The 25,825-nt window shown below is 38.4% G+C and carries 26 protein-coding genes; 2 read left to right on the forward strand and 24 right to left on the reverse strand.

The window, feature by feature from the left end:
• Positions 1–23 precede the first annotated feature (23 nt).
• On the forward strand, positions 24–494 hold the full coding sequence (locus PZ892_RS16835) for a hemerythrin domain-containing protein (protein ID WP_277711647.1): 471 nt from the start codon (positions 24–26) through the stop codon (positions 492–494).
• Positions 495–559: 65 nt separating this feature from the next.
• On the opposite strand, the gene PZ892_RS16840 is transcribed toward PZ892_RS16835, so the two are convergent.
• The 22 genes from PZ892_RS16840 to PZ892_RS16945 all read right to left on the reverse strand — a co-directional run bounded on the left by PZ892_RS16840 (position 560) and on the right by PZ892_RS16945 (position 21,682).
• On the reverse strand, positions 560–1,945 hold the full coding sequence (locus PZ892_RS16840; protein WP_277711648.1) for an NADH-quinone oxidoreductase subunit N: 1,386 nt from the start codon (positions 1,943–1,945) through the stop codon (positions 560–562).
• A 20-nt stretch (positions 1,946–1,965) separates the two neighbouring features.
• The gene (locus PZ892_RS16845; protein WP_277711650.1) at positions 1,966–3,414 is read right to left on the reverse strand and encodes an NADH-quinone oxidoreductase subunit M; all 1,449 of its coding nucleotides are present in this window, start codon (positions 3,412–3,414) and stop codon (positions 1,966–1,968) included.
• 18 nt (positions 3,415–3,432) lie between these two features.
• The gene (gene nuoL, locus PZ892_RS16850) at positions 3,433–5,355 is read right to left on the reverse strand and encodes an NADH-quinone oxidoreductase subunit L (RefSeq protein WP_277711651.1); all 1,923 of its coding nucleotides are present in this window, start codon (positions 5,353–5,355) and stop codon (positions 3,433–3,435) included.
• Positions 5,356–5,386: 31 nt separating this feature from the next.
• On the reverse strand, positions 5,387–5,716 hold the full coding sequence (nuoK, locus tag PZ892_RS16855) for an NADH-quinone oxidoreductase subunit NuoK (protein WP_094282135.1): 330 nt from the start codon (positions 5,714–5,716) through the stop codon (positions 5,387–5,389).
• Positions 5,709–6,215 (reverse strand): NADH-quinone oxidoreductase subunit J, encoded by a 507-nt coding sequence (locus PZ892_RS16860; protein WP_094282134.1) that lies wholly within the window; start codon positions 6,213–6,215, stop codon positions 5,709–5,711. Before PZ892_RS16860 ends, nuoK begins: the two co-directional genes overlap by 8 nt.
• A 3-nt stretch (positions 6,216–6,218) precedes the next feature.
• Positions 6,219–6,743, reverse strand: coding sequence for an NADH-quinone oxidoreductase subunit I (locus PZ892_RS16865; protein WP_094257428.1), 525 nt, complete (start codon positions 6,741–6,743; stop codon positions 6,219–6,221).
• Positions 6,744–6,755: 12 nt separating this feature from the next.
• Positions 6,756–7,793 (reverse strand): NADH-quinone oxidoreductase subunit NuoH, encoded by a 1,038-nt coding sequence (gene nuoH / locus PZ892_RS16870; protein ID WP_094282133.1) that lies wholly within the window; start codon positions 7,791–7,793, stop codon positions 6,756–6,758.
• 10 nt (positions 7,794–7,803) lie between these two features.
• Complete coding sequence (locus tag PZ892_RS16875) at positions 7,804–8,820, reverse strand: 2Fe-2S iron-sulfur cluster-binding protein (RefSeq protein WP_094282132.1); 1,017 nt, start codon at positions 8,818–8,820, stop codon at positions 7,804–7,806.
• 24 nt (positions 8,821–8,844) lie between these two features.
• Positions 8,845–10,200 carry an NADH-quinone oxidoreductase subunit NuoF gene (gene nuoF, locus PZ892_RS16880; RefSeq protein ID WP_094282131.1) on the reverse strand — a complete coding sequence of 452 codons (1,356 nt, stop codon included), beginning with the start codon at positions 10,198–10,200 and terminating at the stop codon, positions 8,845–8,847.
• 4 nt (positions 10,201–10,204) lie between these two features.
• Positions 10,205–10,732, reverse strand: a complete 528-nt coding sequence (locus PZ892_RS16885) for an NAD(P)H-dependent oxidoreductase subunit E (protein ID WP_277711653.1) — start codon at positions 10,730–10,732, stop codon at positions 10,205–10,207.
• The gene (locus PZ892_RS16890; RefSeq protein ID WP_179221525.1) at positions 10,725–11,960 is read right to left on the reverse strand and encodes an NADH-quinone oxidoreductase subunit D; all 1,236 of its coding nucleotides are present in this window, start codon (positions 11,958–11,960) and stop codon (positions 10,725–10,727) included. The genes PZ892_RS16885 and PZ892_RS16890 overlap by 8 nt, the downstream gene beginning before the upstream one ends.
• A gap of 11 nt (positions 11,961–11,971) precedes the next feature.
• Complete coding sequence (locus PZ892_RS16895) at positions 11,972–12,475, reverse strand: NADH-quinone oxidoreductase subunit C (RefSeq protein WP_277711654.1); 504 nt, start codon at positions 12,473–12,475, stop codon at positions 11,972–11,974.
• Positions 12,468–13,022: an NADH-quinone oxidoreductase subunit B gene (locus PZ892_RS16900; RefSeq protein ID WP_093099582.1), complete on the reverse strand. Its 555-nt coding sequence runs from the start codon at positions 13,020–13,022 to the stop codon at positions 12,468–12,470. The genes PZ892_RS16895 and PZ892_RS16900 overlap by 8 nt, the downstream gene beginning before the upstream one ends.
• Before the next feature lie 41 nt (positions 13,023–13,063).
• A complete protein-coding gene (locus tag PZ892_RS16905; RefSeq protein ID WP_277711655.1) occupies positions 13,064–13,444 on the reverse strand; it encodes an NADH-quinone oxidoreductase subunit A in 381 nt (126 codons plus the stop codon).
• A gap of 525 nt (positions 13,445–13,969) precedes the next feature.
• Positions 13,970–15,718 (reverse strand): tetratricopeptide repeat protein, encoded by a 1,749-nt coding sequence (locus tag PZ892_RS16910; RefSeq protein ID WP_094282128.1) that lies wholly within the window; start codon positions 15,716–15,718, stop codon positions 13,970–13,972.
• Between the two features lie 27 nt (positions 15,719–15,745).
• Entirely contained in the window at positions 15,746–16,699 is a 954-nt protein-coding gene (locus tag PZ892_RS16915) for a substrate-binding domain-containing protein (RefSeq protein ID WP_277711657.1), read from the reverse strand.
• 276 nt (positions 16,700–16,975) lie between these two features.
• Positions 16,976–17,857: an energy transducer TonB gene (locus PZ892_RS16920; protein ID WP_277711658.1), complete on the reverse strand. Its 882-nt coding sequence runs from the start codon at positions 17,855–17,857 to the stop codon at positions 16,976–16,978.
• Positions 17,858–17,878: 21 nt separating this feature from the next.
• On the reverse strand, positions 17,879–18,436 hold the full coding sequence (locus PZ892_RS16925) for a biopolymer transporter ExbD (protein ID WP_094257439.1): 558 nt from the start codon (positions 18,434–18,436) through the stop codon (positions 17,879–17,881).
• Positions 18,437–18,447: 11 nt separating this feature from the next.
• Entirely contained in the window at positions 18,448–19,104 is a 657-nt protein-coding gene (locus tag PZ892_RS16930; protein ID WP_094257440.1) for a biopolymer transporter ExbD, read from the reverse strand.
• Between the two features lie 99 nt (positions 19,105–19,203).
• On the reverse strand, positions 19,204–20,037 hold the full coding sequence (locus PZ892_RS16935) for a MotA/TolQ/ExbB proton channel family protein (protein WP_094257441.1): 834 nt from the start codon (positions 20,035–20,037) through the stop codon (positions 19,204–19,206).
• Between the two features lie 416 nt (positions 20,038–20,453).
• Positions 20,454–20,804, reverse strand: a complete 351-nt coding sequence (locus PZ892_RS16940) for a translation initiation factor (RefSeq protein ID WP_094257442.1) — start codon at positions 20,802–20,804, stop codon at positions 20,454–20,456.
• A gap of 2 nt (positions 20,805–20,806) precedes the next feature.
• A complete protein-coding gene (locus tag PZ892_RS16945; RefSeq protein WP_277711659.1) occupies positions 20,807–21,682 on the reverse strand; it encodes a diacylglycerol kinase family protein in 876 nt (291 codons plus the stop codon).
• Between the two features lie 224 nt (positions 21,683–21,906).
• Between PZ892_RS16945 and metK the strand changes: the two genes are divergently transcribed.
• Entirely contained in the window at positions 21,907–23,160 is a 1,254-nt protein-coding gene (metK, locus tag PZ892_RS16950) for a methionine adenosyltransferase (protein ID WP_094257491.1), read from the forward strand.
• Between the two features lie 428 nt (positions 23,161–23,588).
• On the opposite strand, the gene fabD is transcribed toward metK, so the two are convergent.
• On the reverse strand, positions 23,589–24,479 hold the full coding sequence (gene fabD / locus PZ892_RS16955) for an ACP S-malonyltransferase (protein ID WP_094282125.1): 891 nt from the start codon (positions 24,477–24,479) through the stop codon (positions 23,589–23,591).
• A 30-nt stretch (positions 24,480–24,509) separates the two neighbouring features.
• Complete coding sequence (locus PZ892_RS16960; RefSeq protein ID WP_094257445.1) at positions 24,510–25,739, reverse strand: pitrilysin family protein; 1,230 nt, start codon at positions 25,737–25,739, stop codon at positions 24,510–24,512.
• Between the last annotated feature and the right edge of the window lie 86 nt (positions 25,740–25,825).

Here is a 25,825-nt window from a genome sequence, read left to right on the forward strand (position 1 = left end):
AAATAAGCAATTAAATTGGCAACATGTTAAACAAAGCATTGACAAGACACCCAGCATTAATCCCCCTAAGCAAAGAACATCATTATTCTTTGCTCCTCTGTTGGAAAATAAGAAGAGGGTTAGAACTTGGAATCGATCCAAAAAGAATTAAAGACTATCTAGTTAGATCATGGGAAAAACAACTCTCATATCATTTTTACATTGAAGAAAATTATGTATTCACAATTATCTCTCAAGACGACAAATTGATTAAAAAGGCTCTATTAGACCATAAAACAATTAAAAAATTAATATTATCTGGTCCATGTACCATCAAAGCTCTTAATAGAATTGAAGAAAAATTGGAAGCGCACATAAGGATGGAAGAGAGGAAGCTCTTTCCAATAATTCAACAGATTGCTACTCCTGAACAAATGAATTTTATTAAACTAAAACATGACCAACCGATTGATGAACTTCCTTGGGAAGATGAATTTTGGGTCAGAAAATCCTAGAACAATCTAAAAAAAAATCAGGTTGTTAGCCTGACTTAAATTTCTTGTGTAATTAATTTGCCATATTACATTCCGAATAGTAATAAAACATCTGGATATACTCCAATAACAAAGGTTAAAATAACTGCTAAACCAAATACAATCTGGAAGTTGATTGGCATGAATACTTTTTCCTCATCATTTGCCTTCATGAAATACATATGTACTACCACGCGTAAGTAATAGTAGATACCCACCGCAGCATTGATAGCGGCAAGGATCAAAAGGACCGTATGGTAATCATTCATAACATTTGAGAACATCATAAACTTACCAATAAATCCTGCGGTCAATGGAATGCCTGCTAATGAAAGCATTGATATGGTGATAGTGAATGCTAGCCAAGGATTTTTCTTCCCTAGTCCATTGAAAGATTCAAAGCTATCAGAACCTGCCTGACGTTTGACAAGGATTAATGCTCCAAATGAAATAATAGATGCTAATCCATAGGCTGCTGAATACAAAAGGATTCCGGAGGCTGAATTAGGACCAATTGATAAAATTGCAAAAAGCATATAACCAGCATGTGAAATGCTTGAATAAGCAAGCATTCTTTTATAACTGGTCTGCATCAAGGCAGTCACGTTTCCTACAAATAAGGTGATGATAACAACAGTTAATAGAACTGGAGTCCAGAACTCATTCAATGGTACCAAGACGGTACTGAACAATTTCAAGAAACCTGCAAATGAAGCGATCTTGACTACAGTACTCATAAAAGTTGTGATCAAAATTGGAGATCCGTCATAAACATCTGGCGTCCAGAAATGAAACGGAGCTGCTCCGACCTTGAAACATAATCCAACCAATAAAAGTAGAATACCTCCATAAAACATAGAGGAAACTCCAGTTGGATTTTCTATGATATATTGTTTGATTACCGCTAGGTCAAAAGAACCCGTAGAACCATATAACAAGGTAATACCAAATAATAGAAATCCTGTGGAGAATGCTCCCATTAAAAAGTATTTCAATGAGGCTTCATTGGAAACTTTATCCGTTCTTCTAATACCGGCCAAAATATAGAGTGCAACCGACATAATCTCCAAACCAATAAATAACATGGCGAAATTATGATAAGCACAAACAATTAAGGCTCCGGTGAGTGAGAATAAAATAAGTGTATAATATTCAGCAATATTATCTGAAATGGCCTTGAAATACTCTTTCGACAATAATAGAATCAATATGGTCAGAGCAATACATATCATGGAAAAGGATAGGGAAAAATGATCGAAAATAACCATTCCCTTATACATAGGCACCGCCTCCACATTCCAATAATAAGCTTCGAAACCAAAGGCAATCAACAAGCCTAATATACTAACAGGTAATAATGCATTTTTCGCTTTGTACAAGCCTATGTACAAAATCAAAATACCTAACAAAGAAAGCGTAATAATCGCACCCATAATATATCCTTAAACTTGTACTATTTAATTTGTTGTAATAACTGTGAAACTGAAGCTTCTGAAAGATGTAACAATCCATTTGGAAGAACACCTATCAATATAACGAGCATAATGATAATCGATAATAAGACTACCTCATATCCGGAAATATCTTTTACTTGAACTTGGTTATCATTGATTTGACCAAGCATGGTATTTTGATAAAATCTTAGCATATAAACTGCACCAAAAATCAAAGTTGTACCTCCCAGAACAGCATATAAAACGCCATTCTCAGGACTTGCAAAGATTCCTTTTAATAACAAGAACTCGCCAATAAAACCATTTGTCAACGGAAGACCTATTGCTCCCATAATAATAACCAAAAACGTAATGGCTAGAATCGGCATATTTTGAGCAAGCCCCCCTAATTCAGATAAATCTCTGCTCCCTGTTCTTTTTTGAATAATATCAATCACAAAAAATAGACCTACTACAGAAATACCATGGTTGATCATTTGAAGGATTGCTCCTTGTAAGCCTTCTTGAGTTAAGGAAAAAATACCTGCTGCAATCAAACCTACGTGGGCAATAGATGAATAAGCTACCAAACGTTTTGCATCTTTCATCTTAAATGCGATAATCGAACCGTAAACAACTCCGATAATCCCCATGATCAATGCGATATTCCCATATCTTGAAACCGCATCTGGTGCTAATGGCAATAACCATCTCAGCAAGCCGAAAAGACCCATTTTCAACATAATTCCGGATAACAACATCGTACCAGCTGGCGCCGCATGTGTATAGGTATCTGGCTGCCAAGAATGGAATGGAAACAATGGAATCTTAATGGCAAAAGCAATAAAGAAAGCCCAGAAAATCCAATTTTGAGCAGCAGCTGTTAAATCTAAATTCGTTAATGCTGTCCAGGACATATCCCGTTCTCCTGTTTGTTGGTATAGGTAAATGATAGCAATCAACATCAACAAACTACCAAAGAAGGTGTAAACAAAGAATTTCAAATTTATTTTGATGCGGTTTCCATCTCCCCATAGGGCACAGATAAAATAAATTGGGATTAAAGCAGCTTCCCAACCTACATAAAATGAAAATGCATCTAGGGATATAAAAACCAAAACTAATCCGGCTTGCATAAACGAAACCAGACCATAGAATCCTCCCTTTTGATCATGACCAAAACTGGCCAAGATAATCAAAGGAATCAATCCATTGGTTAAAATTAACAGAGGAAGGCTGATTCCATCTAAACCAATATGAAATTGAATACTTAACGCAGAAATCCAATTCCAACTTTGTGAAAATTGAACACTTGCATCAGGCACAAAATTACAGATGAAAGGAATTGTTAAGCCTAATTGAATAAGTGACAAGGCCAATGCAGCCCATTTCGCAGAGCTGTTCTTGATAAAGGCTAAAATGATAGCACTTATTACAGGTAAAATTAGCAGTATAAAAAGGTTGTCCATTGATTCCTAAATTCTGATCTAGATTGTAAATAACCCATAAAGCATGAAAGCAATAACTCCGATCACCATCATAAAAATATAAAACCCAACGTTTCCACTCTGGATCTGACGAATGCCCTTTCCAGAAGAAACAAACAATTCCCCGATTCCATTGACCAAACCATCAATTCCTGTCTTATCAACTACACGATGCAAAAATTTCGATAATCCACTTAATGGACGTACGACTATTGTATCATATAATTCATCAATATACATTTTATGGTAGGAAAGATTATATAATCCGCCTTGGTTTGTAGCACCATCAGCTTGTGGAATATCAGATTTCTTAACGTATTTATTGTAAGCAACAAATGCCATGATAATCGCACCTAAGGCAGAAGCTCCCATCAGGATAAACTCTGTACTGTGTGATAAATGAAATGGCTCAACCACTTGGTTGGTCTGAGCAAATACTGGGCTCAGGAAGTTCGCTAACCATGCTCCTCCATGTAAAGCTTCAGGAATATTAATAGCACCACCAATTACAGATAAAACAGCCAGGACAATTAATGGAATCGTCATGGAAGTTGGTGATTCATGTAAATGATGCTTTTGACTTTCTGTTCCTCTAAATTCTCCAAAGAAGGTCATATATAGCAATCTAAACATATAGAAAGCTGTGCATAATGCGCCAATAAAGCCTAGAACCCAAAACACTGGACTTGAAACAAAGGCATGTGCTAATATTTCATCTTTAGAGAAAAACCCGGATAATGGCGGAATCCCAGAAATAGCAATGGTGCCAATCAACATCGTTGCATAGGTAATTGGAAGATATTTCTTCAAGCCCCCCATTTGTCGCATATCTTGTTCCTCACTCATAGCATGAATCACAGAACCTGCTCCCAAGAATAATAAGGCTTTGAAAAATGCATGTGTTAATACATGGAAAAACGCTCCGGTAAAAGCACCAACCCCTAATCCCAAAAACATATAGCCTAATTGAGATACAGTGGAATAGGCCAGAACTTTCTTAATATCATTTTGCGTAATTGCAATAAAGGCTGCAATCAATGCGGTTGCAATACCAATAATTGCGATAATTTCCATGGTAACTGGCGATAGGGTAAACATGATGTTCGAACGAGCGATCATATAAATACCTGCAGTAACCATCGTTGCAGCGTGAATTAATGCCGAAACAGGTGTTGGACCCGCCATTGCATCTGGCAACCATGTAAATAATGGTATTTGAGCAGATTTACCAGTAGCAGCAACAAAGAGTAATAAAGTTATAATCAACAAACTCGTATCACCCATCGCTAGTTTACCTGCTGCAGGGAATACAGTTTGAAACTCCAAGGAGCCAAAGTTTGCTAGGATAAAGAACATCGCAATCAAGAATCCTAAATCCCCGATACGGTTCATTACAAAAGCTTTTTTTGCAGCTTTTGCATAATTGCTGTTCTTGAACCAGAATCCAATCAACAGGTATGAACATAATCCGACACCTTCCCAGCCGATAAACATCACTAGGTAGTTTGAACCTAATACCAACAATAACATAAAGAAGATAAACAGGTTCAAATATGAAAAGTATTTCGCGAACCCTTCATCATTGGACATATAACCAGCCGAATATAAATGGATCAGAAATCCTACTCCGGTAATGATTAATAGCATAATCGAACTCAATGGATCGACTAAAAAACTAATATTGAAACTAAAGTTTCCTACTGAAAACCAATTGTAAACTTCTTGGAAAATTATGCCATCACCCCCTGCTTGTCTTGCATCATAAACTTCCTTGAAAATACCACAGCTAAGTAAAAATGAAATGAGGATCGTTCCACAACCTATTATTGATACCAATGGCTTTGGTGTGCTTTTTCTAAGCAATCCAATCATTAGAGATCCTAATAACGGAATTAATGGGAGCATCCAAATGAATTCTTTCATATCCAATTCTCTCTTAAATTCTTATTTATTTTTACCACCTCAGCTTATTCAGGGAATCAATATCCACTGATTTGGTATTCCTATAAACCATAATTATAATGGCCAACCCAACGGCAACTTCTGCCGCGGCCAAAGCCATAATAAAAAATACAAAAACCTGTCCGCTGGCATCGCCTCGGTATGATGAAAATGCAGCCAACAATAAATTCACTGAATTAAGCATCAGCTCGATGGACATCATAATAATAATGACATTCCGACGGATCAATACTCCAATAACACCAATTGAAAAAATAATGCTACAGAAGATCAAATAATGATTCAGGGGAATACCCTGCATATATTCCATTAAACTACCCATGTTGTTTAGCTCGTGTTTCTTTCTTAGCCAATAAGACTGCTCCTACCATGGCTGTTAACAATAAAATGGATGATAACTCAAATGGAAGTAAAAAATCACGGAACAATACTTTTCCTAAGTTTTTCACTAAACCAATCTCCTCTTGACTCTTTACAAATTCATTGTTTGTTTCCAATACTCGGAATGCCCCTAAAAAGGTCACCAACAAACACATTCCCGCAATAACGCCCATAAATTTCACTAAATGGGACTTCATTGGCTCCGTCTCCTTATTGAGGTTCAATAACATCAATACAAATAAGAACAGAACCATAATCGCACCCATATATACAATGAAATTCACCACCGCCAAGAACTGTGCATTCAAAAGAATATAATGAACCGTAAAGGTGAAAAAAGTAATGACTAAGTAGAGTACACTATGTACTGGATTCTTCGTGAAGATAGTCATCAACGCAAAAAAGATAGATAGAAACGCTACAAAATAAAAAATGCTCATAGGTTATGCTTGCTGATTTTGAGATAATTTGGTGATATCAAATTTTGGTTCCAACAATTTGTCTTTCCCATATATGAAATCTTTACGTAAATAATCTGCGGTAACATGCGTACCATCCAAATAAATTGCTTCTTTCGGACATGCCTCTTCACAAAGACCACAAAATATACAACGTAACATATTGATCTCATACACTACTGCATATTTTTCCTCTCTATAAAGGTTCTCTTCTCCTTTTTTACGCTCCCCGGCGGTCATCGTAATGGCTTCCGCTGGACATGATAATGCACATAGACCACAAGCAGTACAACGCTCTCGACCTTGTTCATCACGCTTTAAGGAATGTTGACCCCTAAAATTCTTCGAATAAGGTCTAATTTCCTCTGGATATTTTACCGTTGGAATCTTCTTGAAGAAGTGTCTTATGGTAATCGATAAACCCTTTGCTATGGCAGGCAAGTAAATGCGCTCCCAAAAGTTCATCGGCTTTTGTTCTAATACTTTTTTTCTATTTGATAACGACTGCATGGCCTCTCCCGATTAAAAGTAAGTGTCTTTAACAATGGTAATAATTCCCGTCAGTACAATATTTGCAATCGCCAATGGAATCAACATTTTCCAACCTAAATTCATAAGTTGGTCATATCGGAATCGTGGCAATGTCCATCTTACCCACATAAAGAAAAAGATAAACCCAAATATTTTAAGGAAAAATACCAATACCCCTATTATTGTAATCCAATTCTCAGATAGACCTAAGTCATACATGAACGGGAAGTTGTATCCTCCGAAATATAATGCTGCCATCAAGGATGATGAAACAAACATATTGATATACTCAGAGAACATATATAAACCTAATTTCATGGAAGAATACTCTGTATGATATCCACCCACTAACTCGGTTTCACATTCTGGTAAGTCAAATGGAACCCGATTACATTCTGCAAATGCACAGGTCATAAAAATCAGGAATCCCAGAGGTTGAACCCAGATATTCCAGTTTACAAAGCCTGACTGTTGAGCCACGATTTCACCAATGGATAGTGTGCCAGTAACCATCAATAAAGCGATCAACGACAAACCCATTGCAATTTCGTAACTGATACTTTGTGAAGCAGCACGAATTGCCCCCATCAGGGAGAACTTGTTGTTGGAAGCCCAGCCTCCTAACATAATTCCATAAACTCCCAAGGCAATAACGCCGAAGATATACAAAACCCCGATATTCACATCTGCAACTTGTAAACTAATGGCTTTATCACCAATCGTTAAGGTTTGCCCCCAAGGAATTACCGCAGAACTAATACAGGCAGTAATAATTGCTATGGTAGGTCCTAGAATAAATAAGGTTTTGTGAGCTCCTGCAGGAATAATCTCTTCCTTGAAAAAGAATTTTCCACCATCACATAAGGGTTGTAAGATCCCAAATAATCCAGCTCGATCAGGGCCATGTCGGTCCTGCATGAATCCTGCAATCTTACGTTCTGCTAAAGTGGAATACATGGCAATAACCAATGTAACCACAAATATGATGACAACTAAGATTAATTTCTCTAAAATAAAGGTCGTTTCCATCTTCCTTTTGCTATTTTAATTTTTCAGATCTTGCCAATTGCTCCACATTCGCCTCCTGTAATACCGGATTATCTTGGATTACACTCGGTGGATCAAATTGATGATAATGGTTCGAAGCAATTACCGATTGATCGCTGATCTTCGTTGGCTCCTCTAAAACCCAATCATCTGTACGCTTGGTCTCGAATCTACAGGTATCACAGATAAATTCTTCAACTTCATTATACTCATCTTTCCTGCCTGTTACACGGATGACATCTGGCCCTTTATACCATAATGTAACCTTTCCTGAGCATTTTGGACAATCCCGATGCGCATCTACTGGCTTGGTAAACCAAACCCTATTTTTAAACCTAAAGGTTTTGTCTGTCAATGCTCCAACCGGACAAACATCAATGACATTCCCTATGAAATCATGATCTAATGCCTCATGGATATAGGTTGAAATCTCAGCATGATCTCCACGGAATAATATTCCATGTTCACGCTTGTTTGTCAATTGATTCGCAACATATACACAACGATAGCATAGTATACAGCGATTCATATGCAATTGAATCTTCTCTCCTATATCAATTCTCTCAAATGTTCTTCGGTCAAATTCATATCTGGTCTTCTCCGCTCCATGCTCATAGCTTAAATCCTGAAGCTTACACTCCCCTGCCTGATCACAAATCGGACAATCCAATGGATGATTGATCAACAACATCTCCACCACTGACTTTCTTGCATCAACTACTTCCGGAGAGGTGATATTTAACACCTCCATTCCGTCCATTACAGTTGTACGACAAGATGCTACTAACTTCGGCATTGGTCTCGGGTCTTTTTCAGAACCCTTACTTACTTTCACCAAACAGGTCCGGCATTTTCCACCAGTACCTTCTAGCTTAGAATAATAGCACATTGCCGGAGGAACAATCTCTCCACCAATCTGCCGAGCAGCATTTAATATCGTAGTACCCGGAGCAACTTCAATTGTTATTCCGTCTATCGTTACTTTAAAATTTTGAACTTCTTCTGCCATCGTTGCTCTTAATTAATATGATCCTTATTCGGTTACTGGAACCAATGGATCTGCATAATGTGCTAAACCGTAGTTTCTCTTCTGTGCTTCTTCGGGATGTAGGATATGCCATTCAAATTCATCCCTAAAATGACGAATCGCAGCGGCAACAGGCCATGCTGCAGCATCTCCCAATGGACAGATCGTATTTCCTTCAATCTTTTGCTGTACCTGCCACAACAATTCAATATCCGACATATCTCCATGTCCTGTTTCAATCTTATTCAAGATCTTCTCCATCCAACCCGTACCTTCACGACATGGCGAACATTGTCCACAACTTTCATGTCTATAGAAACGGGTATAATTATAGGTATTGCGAACAATACACTGATCTTCATCAAATACAATGAAACCACCTGAACCCATCGCCGTACCACTCACAAAGCCTCCGTCTGCCAATGACTCATAGGTCATCAATCGTGGATCTCCTTTAATGGTCTTCACAATCAGGTTCGCTGGTAATATAGGAACAGAAGAACCTCCAGCTACAACAGCCTTCAATCGTTTTCCATTAGCCATTCCGCCACAATATTCATCAGAAAAGATAAACTCTTCTACCGGAATTCCCATTTCAATTTCATAAACCCCTGGTTTTGCAATATTCCCAGATGCTGAAATCAATTTGGTACCTGTACTTCTTTCAATTCCAATTTTAGCATATTCCTCACCACCATCATTGACAATAGGAACTGTTGCAGCAATGGACTCCACGTTATTAACTACCGTAGGGCAGCCATATAACCCTGACACTGCAGGAAATGGAGGTTTTATTCTTGGATTCCCTCTTTTTCCTTCCAGGGATTCCAATAAGGCAGTCTCTTCACCACAGATATATGCACCACCACCTGGTTGCACATAGATCTCTAGATCATATCCTGTCCCTAGAATATTCTTACCCAAAAAGCCAGCTGCTTTTGCTTCTTCGATCGCCTTCTCCATGATTCGGATTTGTGGCATCATCTCTCCACGGATGTAGATATAAGATGTATTTGCTCCCAAAGCATAGCTGGAAACGATCATACCTTCAATCAAAGCATGCGGAATATAAGTCATCAAGTAACGATCCTTGAACGTCCCAGGCTCTGATTCGTCACCATTACATACTAAATAGCGTGGAACACCTTCCGGCTTTGCCAGAAAACTCCATTTCATTCCTGTAGGAAATCCTGCTCCACCACGACCTCGAAGTCCTGATTTCTTCACTTCTTCCACAACATCCTCAGGTGACATGCTCTTCAATGCCTTCTCTACAGCACGATAGCCACCCTTCTCACGATATACAGCGAAGGTATTGATACCCGGCACATTGATATGTTCTAATAATAACTTACGTCCCATATTACTAAGCCTCGCTTTTTGTTTTATTCTTTAAATCACTGATCAAATGGTCTACACTTTCTGGAGTAAGGTTCTCGTAAAAAGTATAACTCGGACCAATCTGAAGCACTGGTCCAAATCCACATGCCGCCAAACATTCCACGCCACGCCATGAAAATTGACCATCAGCCGTTACTTCGCCTTCTTTCACACCTAATTTATCCTCAATATGTGCCATGATTTTCTCCGCACCTACCAAACAACATGGACCTGTACGGCATACCTCAAGAACATATTTTCCTTGTGGCTGTAAAAAATACATGGAATAGAAAGTTGCAACCTCAAATACTTCGATAGGCTCAATGCTCAGGAAGGTTGCTACTTTCTCCATAGCATCCACACTTAGCCAGCCATATTCCTCTTGTACCAAGTGAAGGATGGGCAATAATGCTGATTTTTGCTTTCCTTCAGGATAACGACTTACAACTTCGGAGAATTTCCCCAAAAGCTCTGTCGAAAACTCGACAATCATATTTTCTTTAACACTAAGCATCTAATTCACCAGCTATTACGTTTAAACTACTCATATTGATAATCGCATCTGAAATTAACATCCCACTGGTCATTGGTGCAAACATCTGGTAGTTGATGAAAGATGGTCGTCTGAAGTGTAGACGATATGGAGTTCTACCTCCATCATGAACCAAATAAAATCCTAACTCCCCATTTGCCCCCTCAACAGAATGATAAATCTCAGCTTTTGGAGCATCCCATTCTCCCATCACAATTTTAAAATGATAGATTAAGGCCTCCATACTTGTATATACTTGTTCTTTTGGCGGAAGATAAAAATCAGGAACATCTGCATGGAAAATGCCTTTTGGCTCCTTGTCAATCTTCTCCAGCGCTTGTTCAATGATGCGAAGGGATTGCCACATCTCCTCATTTCTGACCATAAAGCGGTCATAAACATCCCCATTTGTCCCTACTGGAATATCAAAATCAAATTCCTCGTATGAACAGTATGGTGAATGCGCCCTAACGTCATAATCCACTCCAGTGGCGCGTAGAATCGGTCCGGACCAGCTATAACTTAAAGCTTCCTCAGGTGTAACTGCCGCGACATTGGAGGTACGCTCGATAAAAATTCTATTTCTGTCAAATAATTCTTGAAACTCCTTCAATACTGGAGGAAATCTCTTTAAGAATTCTCTGATCTTTTCAAAAGCTACATCATTGAAATCACGTTCAAAACCACCAATACGACCAATATTAGTCGTTAATCGTGCTCCACAGATCTCCTCATAGATCTCATAGATGAATTCACGCTCCTGCATCACATACAAGAAGCCTGAAAACGCCCCGGTATCTACTCCCAAAATACCATTACAGATAATATGGTCGGCAATTCTGGCAAGCTCCATGACGATGACGCGCATATATTGAACCCGCTTTGGAATCTCAATATCCAACAGCTTTTCCACTGTCATATGCCAACCCATATTATTGATCGGTGAGGAACAATAATTCAATCGGTCTGTCAATGGGGTAATTTGATAGAAAGGTCTATGCTCTGCGATTTTCTCAAAAGCACGGTGGATATAGCCAATGGTGGAAACAGCATTGACTATCCGCTCCCCATCAATCTGTACAACATTCTGGAATACACCATGTGTTGCCGGGTGAGTAGGGCCAATATTTAAGGTCACCAATTCATCTTGAGGATCATTATCATCAAAGACTGGTGCATTATGTGATATTCTTGAAATTGATTTACTCATGATATCCGCTCTTATCGTCCAAAATAAAAATCCTTCTTATCCACACGATTTGGATCTTCTAGTGGATATTCCTTACGCATCGGGAAAACACCTAGATCATCCATATTTAAAATCCTTCTTAAATCTGGATGGCCTTCAAATTGTATCCCAAAGAAATCATAAGTTTCACGCTCCATCCAATTTGCCCCATTCCACAATACCGTGGCGCTAGGAATACTTGGATTCTCCTTTGTTAAGAAAACCTTAACCCGAATACGAACATTATGAACCAGGCTATGCACATGATATACAACAGCGAAAGGTTTTTCTTTCTCCGGATAATGAACAGCAGTAATATCAGTCAAATAAATAAACTGCATGAATTCATCATTCTTAATGCTGGATAGCAAGTCAATGATATGTTCCGTATCGGTTTCGACTGTTAAAAGTCCTTTAGGTTCTGATATATGGGTTAGATGATCGCCAAATTGTGACTTCAGCTTATCAATAACCGTTTGATTAGTCAACTTATCCATTATCTGTTGCAATTCCGTACTTTTCTAATAAGGCTTTATACTCCGGCGTATTTCTTCGGTTCAAAGATTCGTTCTTTACAATATCCTGAAGTCTCAATACTCCATCCAGAATTGCTTCAGGACGTGGCGGACAGCCTGGAACATAGACGTCGACAGGAATAATCTCATCAATACCTTGTAATACGGAGTAAGTATCGAAAATCCCACCACTTGATGCACAAGCACCAACGGCGATTACCCAGCGGGGTTCTGCCATCTGAACATACACCTGTTTTAAAACCGGCGCCATCTTTTTGGCAATTGTCCCCATTACTAGCAACATATCCGCTTGTCTTGGCGAGAAACTAGGACGCTCCGCACCAAACCTTGCTAAATCATATGTGGAACCCATAGTCGCCATAAACTCGATCCCACAACAGGAAGTTGCAAATGGTAATGGCCACAATGAGTTCGCTCGTGCCAACCCAATGGCCTTATCCAATGTCGTTGCAAAGAATCCTGCTCCTTCTACACCTGGAGGCGCATCTGATAAGGTAATATTACTCATCTTATTGTCTATTAAATGATTGGCTTTGAATTAACCTGCGGTTAGTCCCAGTCCAATGCCTTCTTCTTAATGATATAAATAAACCCTAAAAGCAATAAGCCCATGAATACAAACATCTCAATCAATCCCTGCACCCCAAATTCGCGGAAATTAACAACCCATGGATACATAAAAATCACCTCGATGTCGAAAATGACAAATAAGATGGCTACCAAAAAATACTTGATTGAAAAAGGTTGACGCGCATTACCAACGACCTCAACACCAGACTCAAAAGCACCTAACTTGTTCTCGGTACGTACTTTTGGCCCAATAAGATGTGTCCCAATAATTGTTGTAACACCAAAACCTACGGCCACCGCCAATTGAATTAATATAGGAATATAATCTATAGGCGCACTTTGCCCTGCTAGTCCATCCATATCTTTAGTTTATTGCTATTAGTAGTATAGCAAAAATAACAAAATATGTCAATAAAAAAAGGATAGACCCAGCCTGAGGCATTGCTTTTTGTTATTTTGAATCATTATAAATTAGAGATGTTTTACCAAAGAATATAAAGTCCATGTATGATTAATTTTATCTAAACATCTAATTGATTTCCTGACAAATAACAAAAGCCAATAGGTCATGAGAATTGTATGGATAAGAAATCGGGCCGAGTCAAAAAGAAATATATCATGGGCTCCAAATCCGTACAATTGGTAGAAAAGTCTACATCCCTGCTTGAGCAAGTTCGAGGGCATAATTGTGGCGCTGAAAAAATGAATCCTATCAAGCCCCAGCGGGTCGGAATATTTGTAGAAAAAAAATGCATTAATACACAACCAGCCCCCTCCCTTCTTTCCACTCTCTCAATTCATCTCACATTTCACATCTCACATCTAGCACATACAACAAAAAAAGCCCGCAAATTGCGGGCTTTTTTTGTTGTATGTGCTGGTCGCTTACAAAGCTCCCATCATTTGAGTAGCAAATGCATCATCTGCTTTCAATTTCAATGTTTCACTGAAGTGTTGTTTTGCTTTTGCAGTATCACCTTTTAGGTATGCGAAATAACCGATATAGTTATGTGCATCAGCTGCATAAGTTTTGTTAGCTTCTTCTTCAGCTTTACCAGAAGCATTGATCGCTTCCAATAATTTAGTGAATGAGTCAACAAAAATACCTTTAGCATTTTCAGGATCGTACATTACGTTATCCAAAGCTAGTTCAGTTAATCCTTTGTAGTATAACGCTGGAATTTTGTATTTGTCAACAACTTCTTTTTTAGTTGAATTTGCTACAAGACCCAATGATTTCACTGCTGCTTCCAAGTGTGGTTTAGCTTCAGTCATTTTTTCAGCTACTTGTTCAGGAGTCAACTCAGTACCTTCTGGAACAGTTACTAATTTAGAACCGATACCGTACTCGATTTGGCCCAGGTAGAAGTTTGAATCGAAGAAATAATCAGAGCTGTCGTTACTGGCAGGGATCCTGAAGATCTTAGCTGCGATTTCGTTCTCACCGTTCTTGAAGTATTCAAAGGCAGTCTCGGAAATTTCTTCATCATAGTTCTCATCCTCAGTCTGTTTAGTTTCAGCTACCTTCAATAGTTCAGCGCCTTTTGCGGCATCTCCAGCAACTAAGTTTGCTAAACCAGCGTATAAGTAGTCACGACCGATCAAACGGGAGGTATCAACTTTGCTGAATAAAGTGGTCATGTACTCTAATGATTTTGGATAATCTTTATCTTGTAGAAAAGCGATATATCCTAAGTATCGATAAACTTTAGCATCAACACCTTCAATAGTTGATAATTGTTGAGCTACAGTTTTCAATTCATCATAGTTACCAGAATAAACCAAGAAGTCAGCGTAACGAACCTTAGCATCTGTTGAAGCATCACCTGTCAACGACAAGTATTTTTTGTAGTTCTCTACTGCCTTTTGGTTGATTTCACGATACTGATCTTCTGGTGCCTTGATAGATGATAAGTAATAAGTTTCTGCCAATTCACGGTAGATCGGACCATATTCAGGGTTCTCACCTGCCAATGTAGTCAATTGCTCTAATACTACATCATAAGCTTGTGCTCTTCTAGAGATGATTGCTTGACCAATTTTAGGCGCTAAAAGTTTAGGGTCAATTGTCAAGGCATCACGGTAAGCTACGTATGCAGGGCTACTTTCACGTAGACCAGCATAAGCATCACCTAATGCATTAGGAATTAAAGCATCCTTTGCATTCATTTCTTTAGCCTTAGTTAAATATTCTACCGCTTTTTTATAATCCGGTTTTGGCGAATCAATATATGCTCTACCAATAAAGTAAGGGATTTCATACTCCTTTTTACCTATACCTTGTGAGGCTGTAGCAAACTTCGTTTCTGCTGCACTCACATTACCTTTTTCAAGGTCTACTATACCTAAACCTACAGTATTCAATTTTTCTTTAGGAGCATTTGTTACACCTTCTTGGAAAACGATTTGAGCTGAGTCAACTTTATCGTTAATCAAGTGAATTTGTCCTAAGTAAAAATAGTTTTCACCATCTTTTGCCTTCTTCTGAACCAAATTTTGCAACATTGCTTTAGCTTTGTCATATTGTTCAGCTTGAATTGCAGCCTTTGCATCTTTGATACTTTGAGCTTGTGCTGTACCTGTAGCAACAGCCCCCGCAACTAAAAGGCTTAAAAATAATTTGCTGTTTGTCATAATCTGTTATTTACTCTTTGTTATAAACTAATTTATGTTGTCTTCTCTAATAATGATTTCTCGACCTGGCATCGTATAAGGCAGTAAGCCATATTTTAATACGATTCTTTGTCCACGATCTCCTGTCATGAACGCAGAAAATCCTATCCCCAATCCCATCTTTGGCTGATAATTCAACACTTGAAATTCTGATTTCAGAGCGTATTCATTGGTAGCAAATGTGGTCTGAGAAGGCTTAAAGAAACCGAGATTTTTACCATCTTTTATACTTTGAAGGCTTAAGATACGAATTTTATTTTCTTCTCCAAACTGCTTTATGCAATCTAAATACTGCCCATAAGAGATCACACCTATACTGTTTGGATCCGCCAAAACTTCATCGATAACTTCTTTGGAAGTCTTCATCCCTTTCACAGATTGGCCAGAAACCTTTTCCAAGTTCGTTAATTCCTTAACTTTTCTAAAATTTGTGGAATTGATATTATCAAATACCAAACGCTTTCCTGAATTAGATTCTCCCTTCAACAATGATTTTAACGTATTAATATCGATTGAAGTATCTGCTGCCGAAAGATTATTAAAAAAAAGAACGCCATCATAGAAAATTGGAAAGGTACGAGGTTTCAATTGTCGTTTTACAAAACCTGCACTCTCCTCAGTACTTAGAGACCTCGCTAGGACTGCAATATCTGCTTGTCCAGTGATCAACGCATTGATTGCTTCCTTTTCAGGCAATGGAATCAGCCTGATATTTGCATTCTCATAGGATGTTTTAAAAACATCAGCTTGTTCTAGCATGATCGGCAAAATCGACTCATCTACGATTACTGCCAGTTCTCCTGCTAAAATCTTGCCAGTTCCTACGCCCTGCTTCTTCTGAGTACTATCTGTTACATCCTGACCTTTCTTTTTACTATTGGAACATGCGCCATTAGACAACATTAAAAAGCCAATGAATGCATAGATTAATATTCGCTTCATGATTATTAGAATGAAATAGTTCGCTAAGGATTAATTATTTCTAAAATTATTTTGCCAAAGTCGGGCAAAACGCATAAATGAATATACGATTAGAAGGACTCCAAATATGTTCTTGTAAGTAGGATCAATTTCGATTGGAAAACCTTTCCAAAAGATAATTAATAATCCCACCACGAAATAAAAGAAGAACATGAATAGTCCTAAAATGGACAGAAATCGCTGTGTGGGCGATTTCTGTCTAAAATTATTTCTTGTTGAAGGATTCGACATATCGAATTACATTTGCGACAAGTCTAAGCGAATCGGCAATGAATAACGAACTGGAACCGGACGACCATTCTGGATAGCTGGTTGCCATTTCTTGGATTTCTTCAATGCAGTGATTGCTGCTTGACCTGTTCCATAAGAAAGATCTTTTACCACTTTGATATCTGTCAAAGCACCCGTTTTGTCAATTACGAATGACAATTCGATTGTACCTTTTACTCCTGCTTCACTAGCAGCAGCTGGATAAACAAGTGTCGTAGACACGAACTGACGGAAGGCATTGATACCTCCTGGGTACGAAGCTGGTACTTCAACGGCTTCGAAATCGTAAACCTTATTCGGGTCACCACCTTCTACACCTTTTGTACTACCAGTAATAGCACCTTCTACTTTCTTAGGACCAAACTCTCCTGTCGGAACACCTGAGGCACCTGGAGTACCTTTCAAGGTAATACGCGCTGGAGTCGCATTTTTTTCCTTAATTTCTTCTTGAGAAACAACCTCTTCTTTTACTTGTCTTGCATCAACAACCTTAGGCTCTGGGAAACGGATTAAGTCTTCCGCAGGTGGCTCTTCAGCAATACGTTGAGGCGGGGTTTCCTCTTGAGGAAGTGGTTCTTCTTCTTCAGGTGGCTCGGGAAGCTCTAAGTCTTCCAAAGTTACTGGAGTAACAACCTCAACTTCTTCAACTGGTTTCTCAGGAAAAAGCTTTATATCAAAGGCTTTTATAGCCACGAAAGCAAGGACTATCGCCGAAACTGAAAATAAAGCGATGTTTGTTGCCTTTGGAGCAAACTTACGTAGTTCATACGCACCATACTCTTTATTTCTATTTTCAAAAACGACATCTAGCCATTCTTTCCTAAATAAATCTAATTTTGAACCAATCATTTTCTTTCGATTTAGCTGATATTATTCGTTGTAGATTCCATTGGTCTTTAAAACCTCAACCTCTTCAGGTTTAATTTTGGAAATCATAAAACGTTTAACATCAGTGATTTTCATTTCATCTAATATATCAACGAGATTACGTTGAATAGATCTGTCACTTGGACGAATTACAACAATTAGATCTTTACCACCTGACACTTGAGGAACTTGCGCTTTTTTCTCTAAAACGATCTTTCTAATTCCTTCTTTGCTATAATCTACGACAGCTGGTGCCGAGATTGGGTTTGCTAATTGTCCGTAATACCAAGCAATCTTATTATCCGAACCTAACAATAAGGTGATAGAACGGTTATCCGCGATTTCAATCTCGGGATTTTTCTCATTCATATCCTTATTCTTATCAGGCATGTTAACATCCATCGCTTGAGGCTTATTCAAGGACGTTGTAAGCATGAAGAAGGTAATCAGAAGGAATGCTAGATCCACCATCGCGGTTAAATCCACACGTCCACCGTTTTTCTTCGACCTTACTTTGCCGCCTTTTTTGCCGCCGCCGGAGTCTTGATTTAATTCTGCCATTTTTTATCCTCTTATTTTTCCTGACGTAATCCAGTCACAAAACTAAATTTGTTTTGTTTTTGGTTTCTCAGGGTTTCGATAATCAAATTCATTACTGCGTACTTTTCTTCAGCATCTGCTTTGATCGCTACAACCAATGGCCCTGGATTCGTGAAATTCTTCTCCTCTGCTTCTCGGTCACGGTTAAATTCAACCGTTGCTAAACGTGCTTGCTGAACCCAGTGATACAATTCGTTCGATAAAGCCTCAGTACTATCCACTGGGATACCTGATTGGATCTCTACCGTACGCTTCGCTGGCTCTTGTGCTAGCAAAGGTCTCAACTGTTTGAAAGGCACACCAAAGTCCTCTAGTCCTTTAAACTTCTTATAATCTTCATCCGAAAATGGAACACTATATTTAGCAGACATGTTTTTCAACGTTCTTTCCCTTACATTCGGGTTTTTGATCGTGAAGAAAACCTTACCCTGTTCTCCTACTGTAATAATCGCCAAGTTATCATCCGGCAATTTATCTAAAGTAGTAGACGCTGGGGTATCTACCATAAGTGTCTCAGGCTGACGTGCTGTCGCCGTCAATACGAAGAAGGTAAGAAGCAAGAAAGACACATCACACATTGCGGTCATGTCGATCGCTGTGCTGGCTCTTTTTACTTTTGCTTTTCCCATTTCTTTACTTCTTTAATGTAAACACTCTATTTCGTTTTAATAATGATGCGAAACCGTTGAACATTGCATAAAATAAATTCAACTTTTTTTCGAATCTTCTTATTTGTGGTTTGCTGCGTACGTTTGAACGATTGAGAAACCAGCTTCGTCAATAGAATATGTTAATGTATCGATCTTAGAAGTTAAGATGTTGTAGAAAATAATCGCGATAGTAGATGTACCGATACCTGTAGCCGTGTTAATCAAGGCCTCAGAAATACCGTTTGCTAATTGTGCTGAATCTGGAGTACCACCTGTTGCTAAAGCCGAGAACGCTTTAATCATACCTGTTACTGTACCTAATAGACCTGTTAATGTACCAATTGATACTAATGTAGCGATAACTGTTAAGTTTTTCTCTAACATTGGCATCTCTAAAGTAGTAGCCTCTTCAATTTCTTTTTGGATTGCTAATACTGATTTTTCTGTATCTAATCCTGGATGAGCTTCAACATCTTTATATTTTAAAAGACCAGCTTTGATTACGTTCGCTACAGAACCTTTTTGTTTGTCACACTCTTGGATAGCATTGTCAATATTACCTGATCTTAATAAACCTTGTACTTTTCTTACAAAGTTACCTACGTTTCCAGTTCCAGACGCTTTACTGATAACAATAAGACGCTCGATTGAAAAAACCCATACCATTAAGAATAAACCAAGTAATACTGGTACCACATATCCTGCATGGTATACCATTCCTAAATAGTTTCCAGGTAAAGGTCTGTTCTCAACATTTCCGTCAACGAAGTTACTAGGATCACCCATTACATATTTGTAAACCAAGAAACCAATTACTAGACAAATGATAATTGCTAAACTTGCAAATAGATTACCCGCATTGCCACTCTCTTGTTTAGCTGGGGCTGTTGTAGTTTTTGGTGCGTTTGCCATTTTTTACTAATTTTTAGATTTTTTACTGTTGTTTAATTATTAAGTTAAATTCAATTTAATGCAAGCTAATTGCCGTTATTTTACATTAATTCAAAACAAATATAGCATTTTCTGTTAAAAACAAAATTAATTTGAAGATATCTGATTATTTAATTTTTAGGTCGTGTTACCTACTCATTGACGTTCTTCAGCAGCTCTCAAATCAATGCTTCATTTGTCGTATCACATAACGGTTGAATATTCCATATTTTTTACAATGAAAACCATTTTTTTTTTGAATTGCAAATTATCAAATCGTTAAATGCTAAAAATAAGTGAGCATTTACTTACAATAATGCCCGCCTTTCCAAAACTCAAATCCAAATAAATACCCATTATTTCTTTGTTTTATAAACGTTTACATACCAATCTGAAGCCTAGCCCGTCACAGATTTTACCCCGTACTTTTCCAAACTTAAATATTGGATAATTTTTTCCTTGAAATCACCTTGTATCAAGATTTCTCCATCCTTTACACTACCCCCAACCCCACAACGCTGCTTCAAAACCCGACCTAAATCCTCTAAATCAGAGTCCGAACCCACAAAACCCGACACAAACGTCACAACCTTCCCCTTACGCTGTTTCTTGTCAATCCCTACGCGTAATTTCTGCTTTTCATTCGGAAGCGTTTCTACCTCCTCCTGAGCATCAGTATCATTATATTCAAAATCATCGGAAGTGGAATAAACGATCCCCTCAAACCTTTGTTTCTTCTGCTTAGCCATTTCTAACAAATTATTTTTAATGCGTTCCCTTGTACCTTAATATCAATTTTATTCCCTAAATCCATCGGTTCACCATCTAAATGAACCGGAGCTTTACCCTCCTGCTCAATGCAAATTTCTTTACCAGGAATAATCTCAACGTATTCAGATTGGTCCGCAGTCTTATTAAATAGATGAAAAATCATCATCGGTAAAGTATATAACGGAAATTTATGCACAACACATACATCCAATAGCCCATCATTTATCGAAGCATTGGGTGCGATATAGGCATTATTGCCATATTGTGGTGAATTCGCTACGGAAATCATGAAAGCTTCCCTTTCGTAAGTCTTCCCATCAATCTTTAAGGTATACTTCTTCGGCTTATAATTACTGATCACATTGATGACTGTCCTTAAATATCCCACCGGACCTCGGATGGTTTCAGTGGCAAAGCGATCACTCACTGAGGCATCAAAACCAATACCGGCAATATTGAAAAAACAGCGATCAGCGATTTTACCGCAGTCGATTTCGACAGATTCAAATCGATTGATCCTACGCAAGGCTGCAGATTCATTCATCGGGATCCCTAAATAATAAGCCAATCCATTTCCTGAGCCTTCCGGCACAATCCCCAAGGGAATACCCGACCCGACTAACGCGGTTCCAATTTCATTGATAGTACCATCTCCCCCTACCGCAATTACAGCATCGTATTGCTCCTCAATCGCAGATTGAGCAAGTTCAAAGGCATGGTTAGGGTGATTAGTGACCTTAAAGGTCGGTTCAAACCTGTTTAAATCCAGTACTTCGAGTACCTGTTTATTAAACGTTGTCTTCTTCTTGCCGCCAGATACTGGATTGATTACAAACAGTATGCGCTTCTTTCTCATTTACGTCATTTAATTCCGCTAAAGATAATAATTTGAATGAAATACTTTTTAAATATTGCAAAGTATCGTAGCTTTGTGCCACACAAAATGTGGACTGATTTGCATTTAGCATTATCATAATGTAAATGGGAGATTGCAACCACAGTAAAAAAGTGCTAAAACCATTCGGGACAAATGATTTTTCACATACTGCCTGCTTTTCCCTTCAAACGTTTATTATTTTTATGGCATATTTATTTACCTCCGAATCGGTATCTGAAGGACATCCTGACAAAGTCGCAGACCAGATTTCGGACGCTTTAATCGACAACTTCCTCGCATGGGATGAAGATGCCCGCGTAGCTATTGAAACCTTAGTTACTACTGGACAGGTGGTTTTAGCAGGTGAAGTGAAGTCCAAAATCTATTTGGACGTGCAAAAAATCACTCGCCAGGTTATTGAGAAAATCGGATACACCAAATCCGAGTATATGTTCGAAGCGAACTCCTGTGGAGTATTATCTGCTATCCACGAACAATCTGCTGATATCAATCAAGGTGTTGACCGCGTCACTAAACAAGAACAAGGCGCTGGTGACCAAGGAATTATGTTCGGCTATGCAAATAACGAAACGGAAAACTATATGCCTTTGGCATTGGATATTTCACATCGTTTATTGTATGAACTTGCGGACTTAAGACGCGAAAATAGCGAAATTAAATACCTTCGCCCAGACGCTAAGTCGCAGGTGACTTTGGAATACGACGACAACCATAAACCCGTTCGTATCGATACAATCGTAATTTCTACCCAGCATGATGATTTTGCTTCTGAAAAGGAAATGCAGGAGAAAATCCAAGCCGATATCATCAATATTTTAATCCCTCGGGTTAAAGCCCAATTGAAACCTGAGTTACAGGCTTTATTTACGGATGAAATCAAATACCATATCAACCCAACAGGAAAATTCGTAATCGGAGGTCCTCATGGAGATACAGGATTGACAGGTAGAAAAATCATCGTGGATACTTATGGTGGTAAGGGTGCTCATGGTGGTGGTGCTTTTTCAGGAAAAGACCCTTCAAAGGTTGACCGTTCTGCAGCCTATGCAACCCGTCATATCGCGAAAAACCTAGTAGCAGCAGGTGTTGCTGATGAAATCTTAGTTCAGATTTCATATGCTATCGGTGTGAAAGATCCTATGGGAATCTATGTAAACACTTATGGTACCAGCAAGGTTAACAAAACTGATGGTGAAATCGCTACTATTATAGGTCAGCTTTTCGACATGACTCCTTACGGTATCGAAACACGCTTAGGCCTTCGCAACCCAATCTACGCTGAAACCGCAGCTTATGGACACATGGGTAGAACCCCAAAAACGGTTACCAAAACTTTTGAAAACTCCAATGGCGAAACTAAGACCCTTGATGTAGATTTATTCACTTGGGAAAAATTAGACTTCGTTGATGAGGTAAAAAAAGCATTCGGAATTTAATCTTCAAGGATGTAATAAGTTCTTTTAGCTTTTAAACCGCTAAGGGACTTCTTAAATATTTAGAAACGCGCTTGAAATAGCTTTCAAGCGCGTTTCTTTTTTTATTTTCAACAGCTATTTTCCAAAGAATTCTTGTAGCCACTGAATCCTATCTTTATTCAGGATTTTCTATGAACAAATTAACTGTTTTACCGGACCTCTTCCGGACCTTCCTCGGACAATCGTCGGATTTCGTTCGAATTTTTTCGAACAAGGTCCGGCCCAATTCCGAAGAAAATCTGGCGAAAACTATAATAATTCTTGAATTGCTATTGATATAGAGTCGAATTCAGGGTAATCCCCACTTAAAATAAAAAAAGGAGATATTGATTCAATAAAAAAGGAGCAATGTTCATTGCTCCTTAGAATATTTGTAATCATTGTTTCTACTACTCAGCGATAGAGGCTGAAGAAGTAGGAATTTGACGATTGACTTTCTTAACCAAACCCTGTAAAACAGTTCCTGGACCTACTTCAACGAAGCTTTCTGCCCCATCTGCCAACATGGTTTCCAAAGATTGCGTCCATCGAACAGCACCTGTAAGTTGAGCAATCAAATTATCTTTAATCGCTGTAGGATCCTGATAAGGCAATGCATCATAGTTTTGATAAATCGGACATACAGGAATCTGGATTTCAACATCCAAAATTGCGGCTTGCAATTCTTGCTTGGCAGCTTCCATCAACGGAGAGTGGAAGGCTCCACCAACATTTAATTTCAAGGCACGCTTAGCTCCTGCTTCCAATAATTTCTCACAAGCTTTGTCTACACCAGATACTAAACCTGAGATCACCAATTGTCCCGGGCAGTTATAATTCGCAGCAACAACAATATCATCAACCTGCTCACATACTTCCTCAACAATGACATCATCCAATCCTAAGATTGCAGCCATGGTACCTGGTTCCAGCTCTGTAGCTTTTTGCATCGCATTTGCACGCTTGGCAACCAACTTTAATCCATCCTCAAAAGATAAAGCACCTGCAGCAACCAAAGCTGAGAATTCACCTAGGGAATGACCTGCAACCATTGCTGGTTGAAATGTATCACCCAAGGCCTTTGCAAGAATAACGGAATGTAAAAATATCGCCGGCTGAGTAACCTTGGTTTGTTTTAGGTCTTCTTCTGTTCCATTGAACATAATATCCGTAATACGGAAACCTAAGATCTCATTTGCTTTTTCAAATAAGGCTTTGCACTCTTCATTTGAGTCGTATAAGTCCTTGCCCATGCCCACAAATTGAGCACCCTGACCAGGAAAAATATATGCTGTTTTCATATCCAATAGTTTAATTAAACAAAAATATACTTAATCTTCGGGTAGAAAAGAAAGTGAGGAAAGATTTTCTTCACTAAAAATATCATTTGATATCTCTAACAGTTCTTTTGAACTTACTAAATCTATTTTCTCAAAAACCTCTTGCAGACCTACAACCCGATCGTAATCTAAAATATTCTTCGCCTCCGCTATGATCAAACTCATTCTATTCTCCTCAGCCAAAGCAATTTGACCCTTGAACTTATTCTTAGCTTTTTCTAATGCCTGCGGGCTTAATGCCTGCTCTTTTAGCTTATTCAATTCCTTATGGATCAATTTGATGGTTTTATCAACCTTTTCATCATCCGTCCCGAAGTAAATACTAAATAAGCCAGTATCCGAATAAAGACTATAATTAGATTCAATGGTATAAGCAATTCCATATTTCTCTCTAATATTCAAATTCAAGATATTAGACATGCCGTAGCCACCTAATAGATTATTCAATAATAACAGTCCGGTTTTACGAGAATCATGAATTCCATAGGCAGGTCCACCCAGAACTACGTGCGCCTGATTGATTGGTCTGGCACGTTCCACAAATTCCACGGGCTGAAGCATAATATCTTCTGCTGCATGTGACCATTGATGGTTATTAGGCTTGCCAAAAACCTTTTCAGCAATCTTTAGGACTTTTTTGTCGGTATAATTTCCTGAAATAGCAATCACGATCTTGGAGGCATCGTAATGTTGGTCTATAAATCTTTTGATATCAGATTGCTGGATAGCTTTTAAATCCTCTTCTAATCCTAGAATATTATGTCCTAAGCCTGAACCTTTAAAAATCTGATCTTCAAACTCATCCATAATCGATTCCTCAGGACTATCGAGGTAGGAGGCCATTTCATCTAGGATTACTTCCTTTTCCTTGTCCATTTCATCTTCCGGAAAGGTCGAGTGCAACAGAATATCTTCGAACAAGTCCAATGCACGTTCCAGATAAGGATTCAAGAAAGAGGCATGTATACAAGTATATTCCTTTGTGGTGTAAGCATTTAAATCGCCACCCACGGCCTCCAATCTATTCAGAATCTGGTTTGTGCTACGGCGTTCCGTTCTTTTGAACAATAGATGTTCAATAAAATGTGCCGTCCCAAATTTACCTGACTCCTCATGCCTGGACCCGGCATCCACAATAAGGCATATATGCGTAATAGAAGAAGAATGTGGCTGAAACAAAACTCGCAACCCGTTATCAAGTTGGAATATCTTATGATCCATATTGAAAAATTGAATGACAAAGGTAAGGAATAGTATTTATTATTAAGTATTTAGTAATTAGACCACATTCTATCAAAAAAAAATGG

This window comes from Sphingobacterium sp. WM (genome assembly GCF_029542465.1).
GTDB classification, from domain to species: Bacteria; Bacteroidota; Bacteroidia; order Sphingobacteriales; family Sphingobacteriaceae; genus Sphingobacterium; species Sphingobacterium cellulitidis.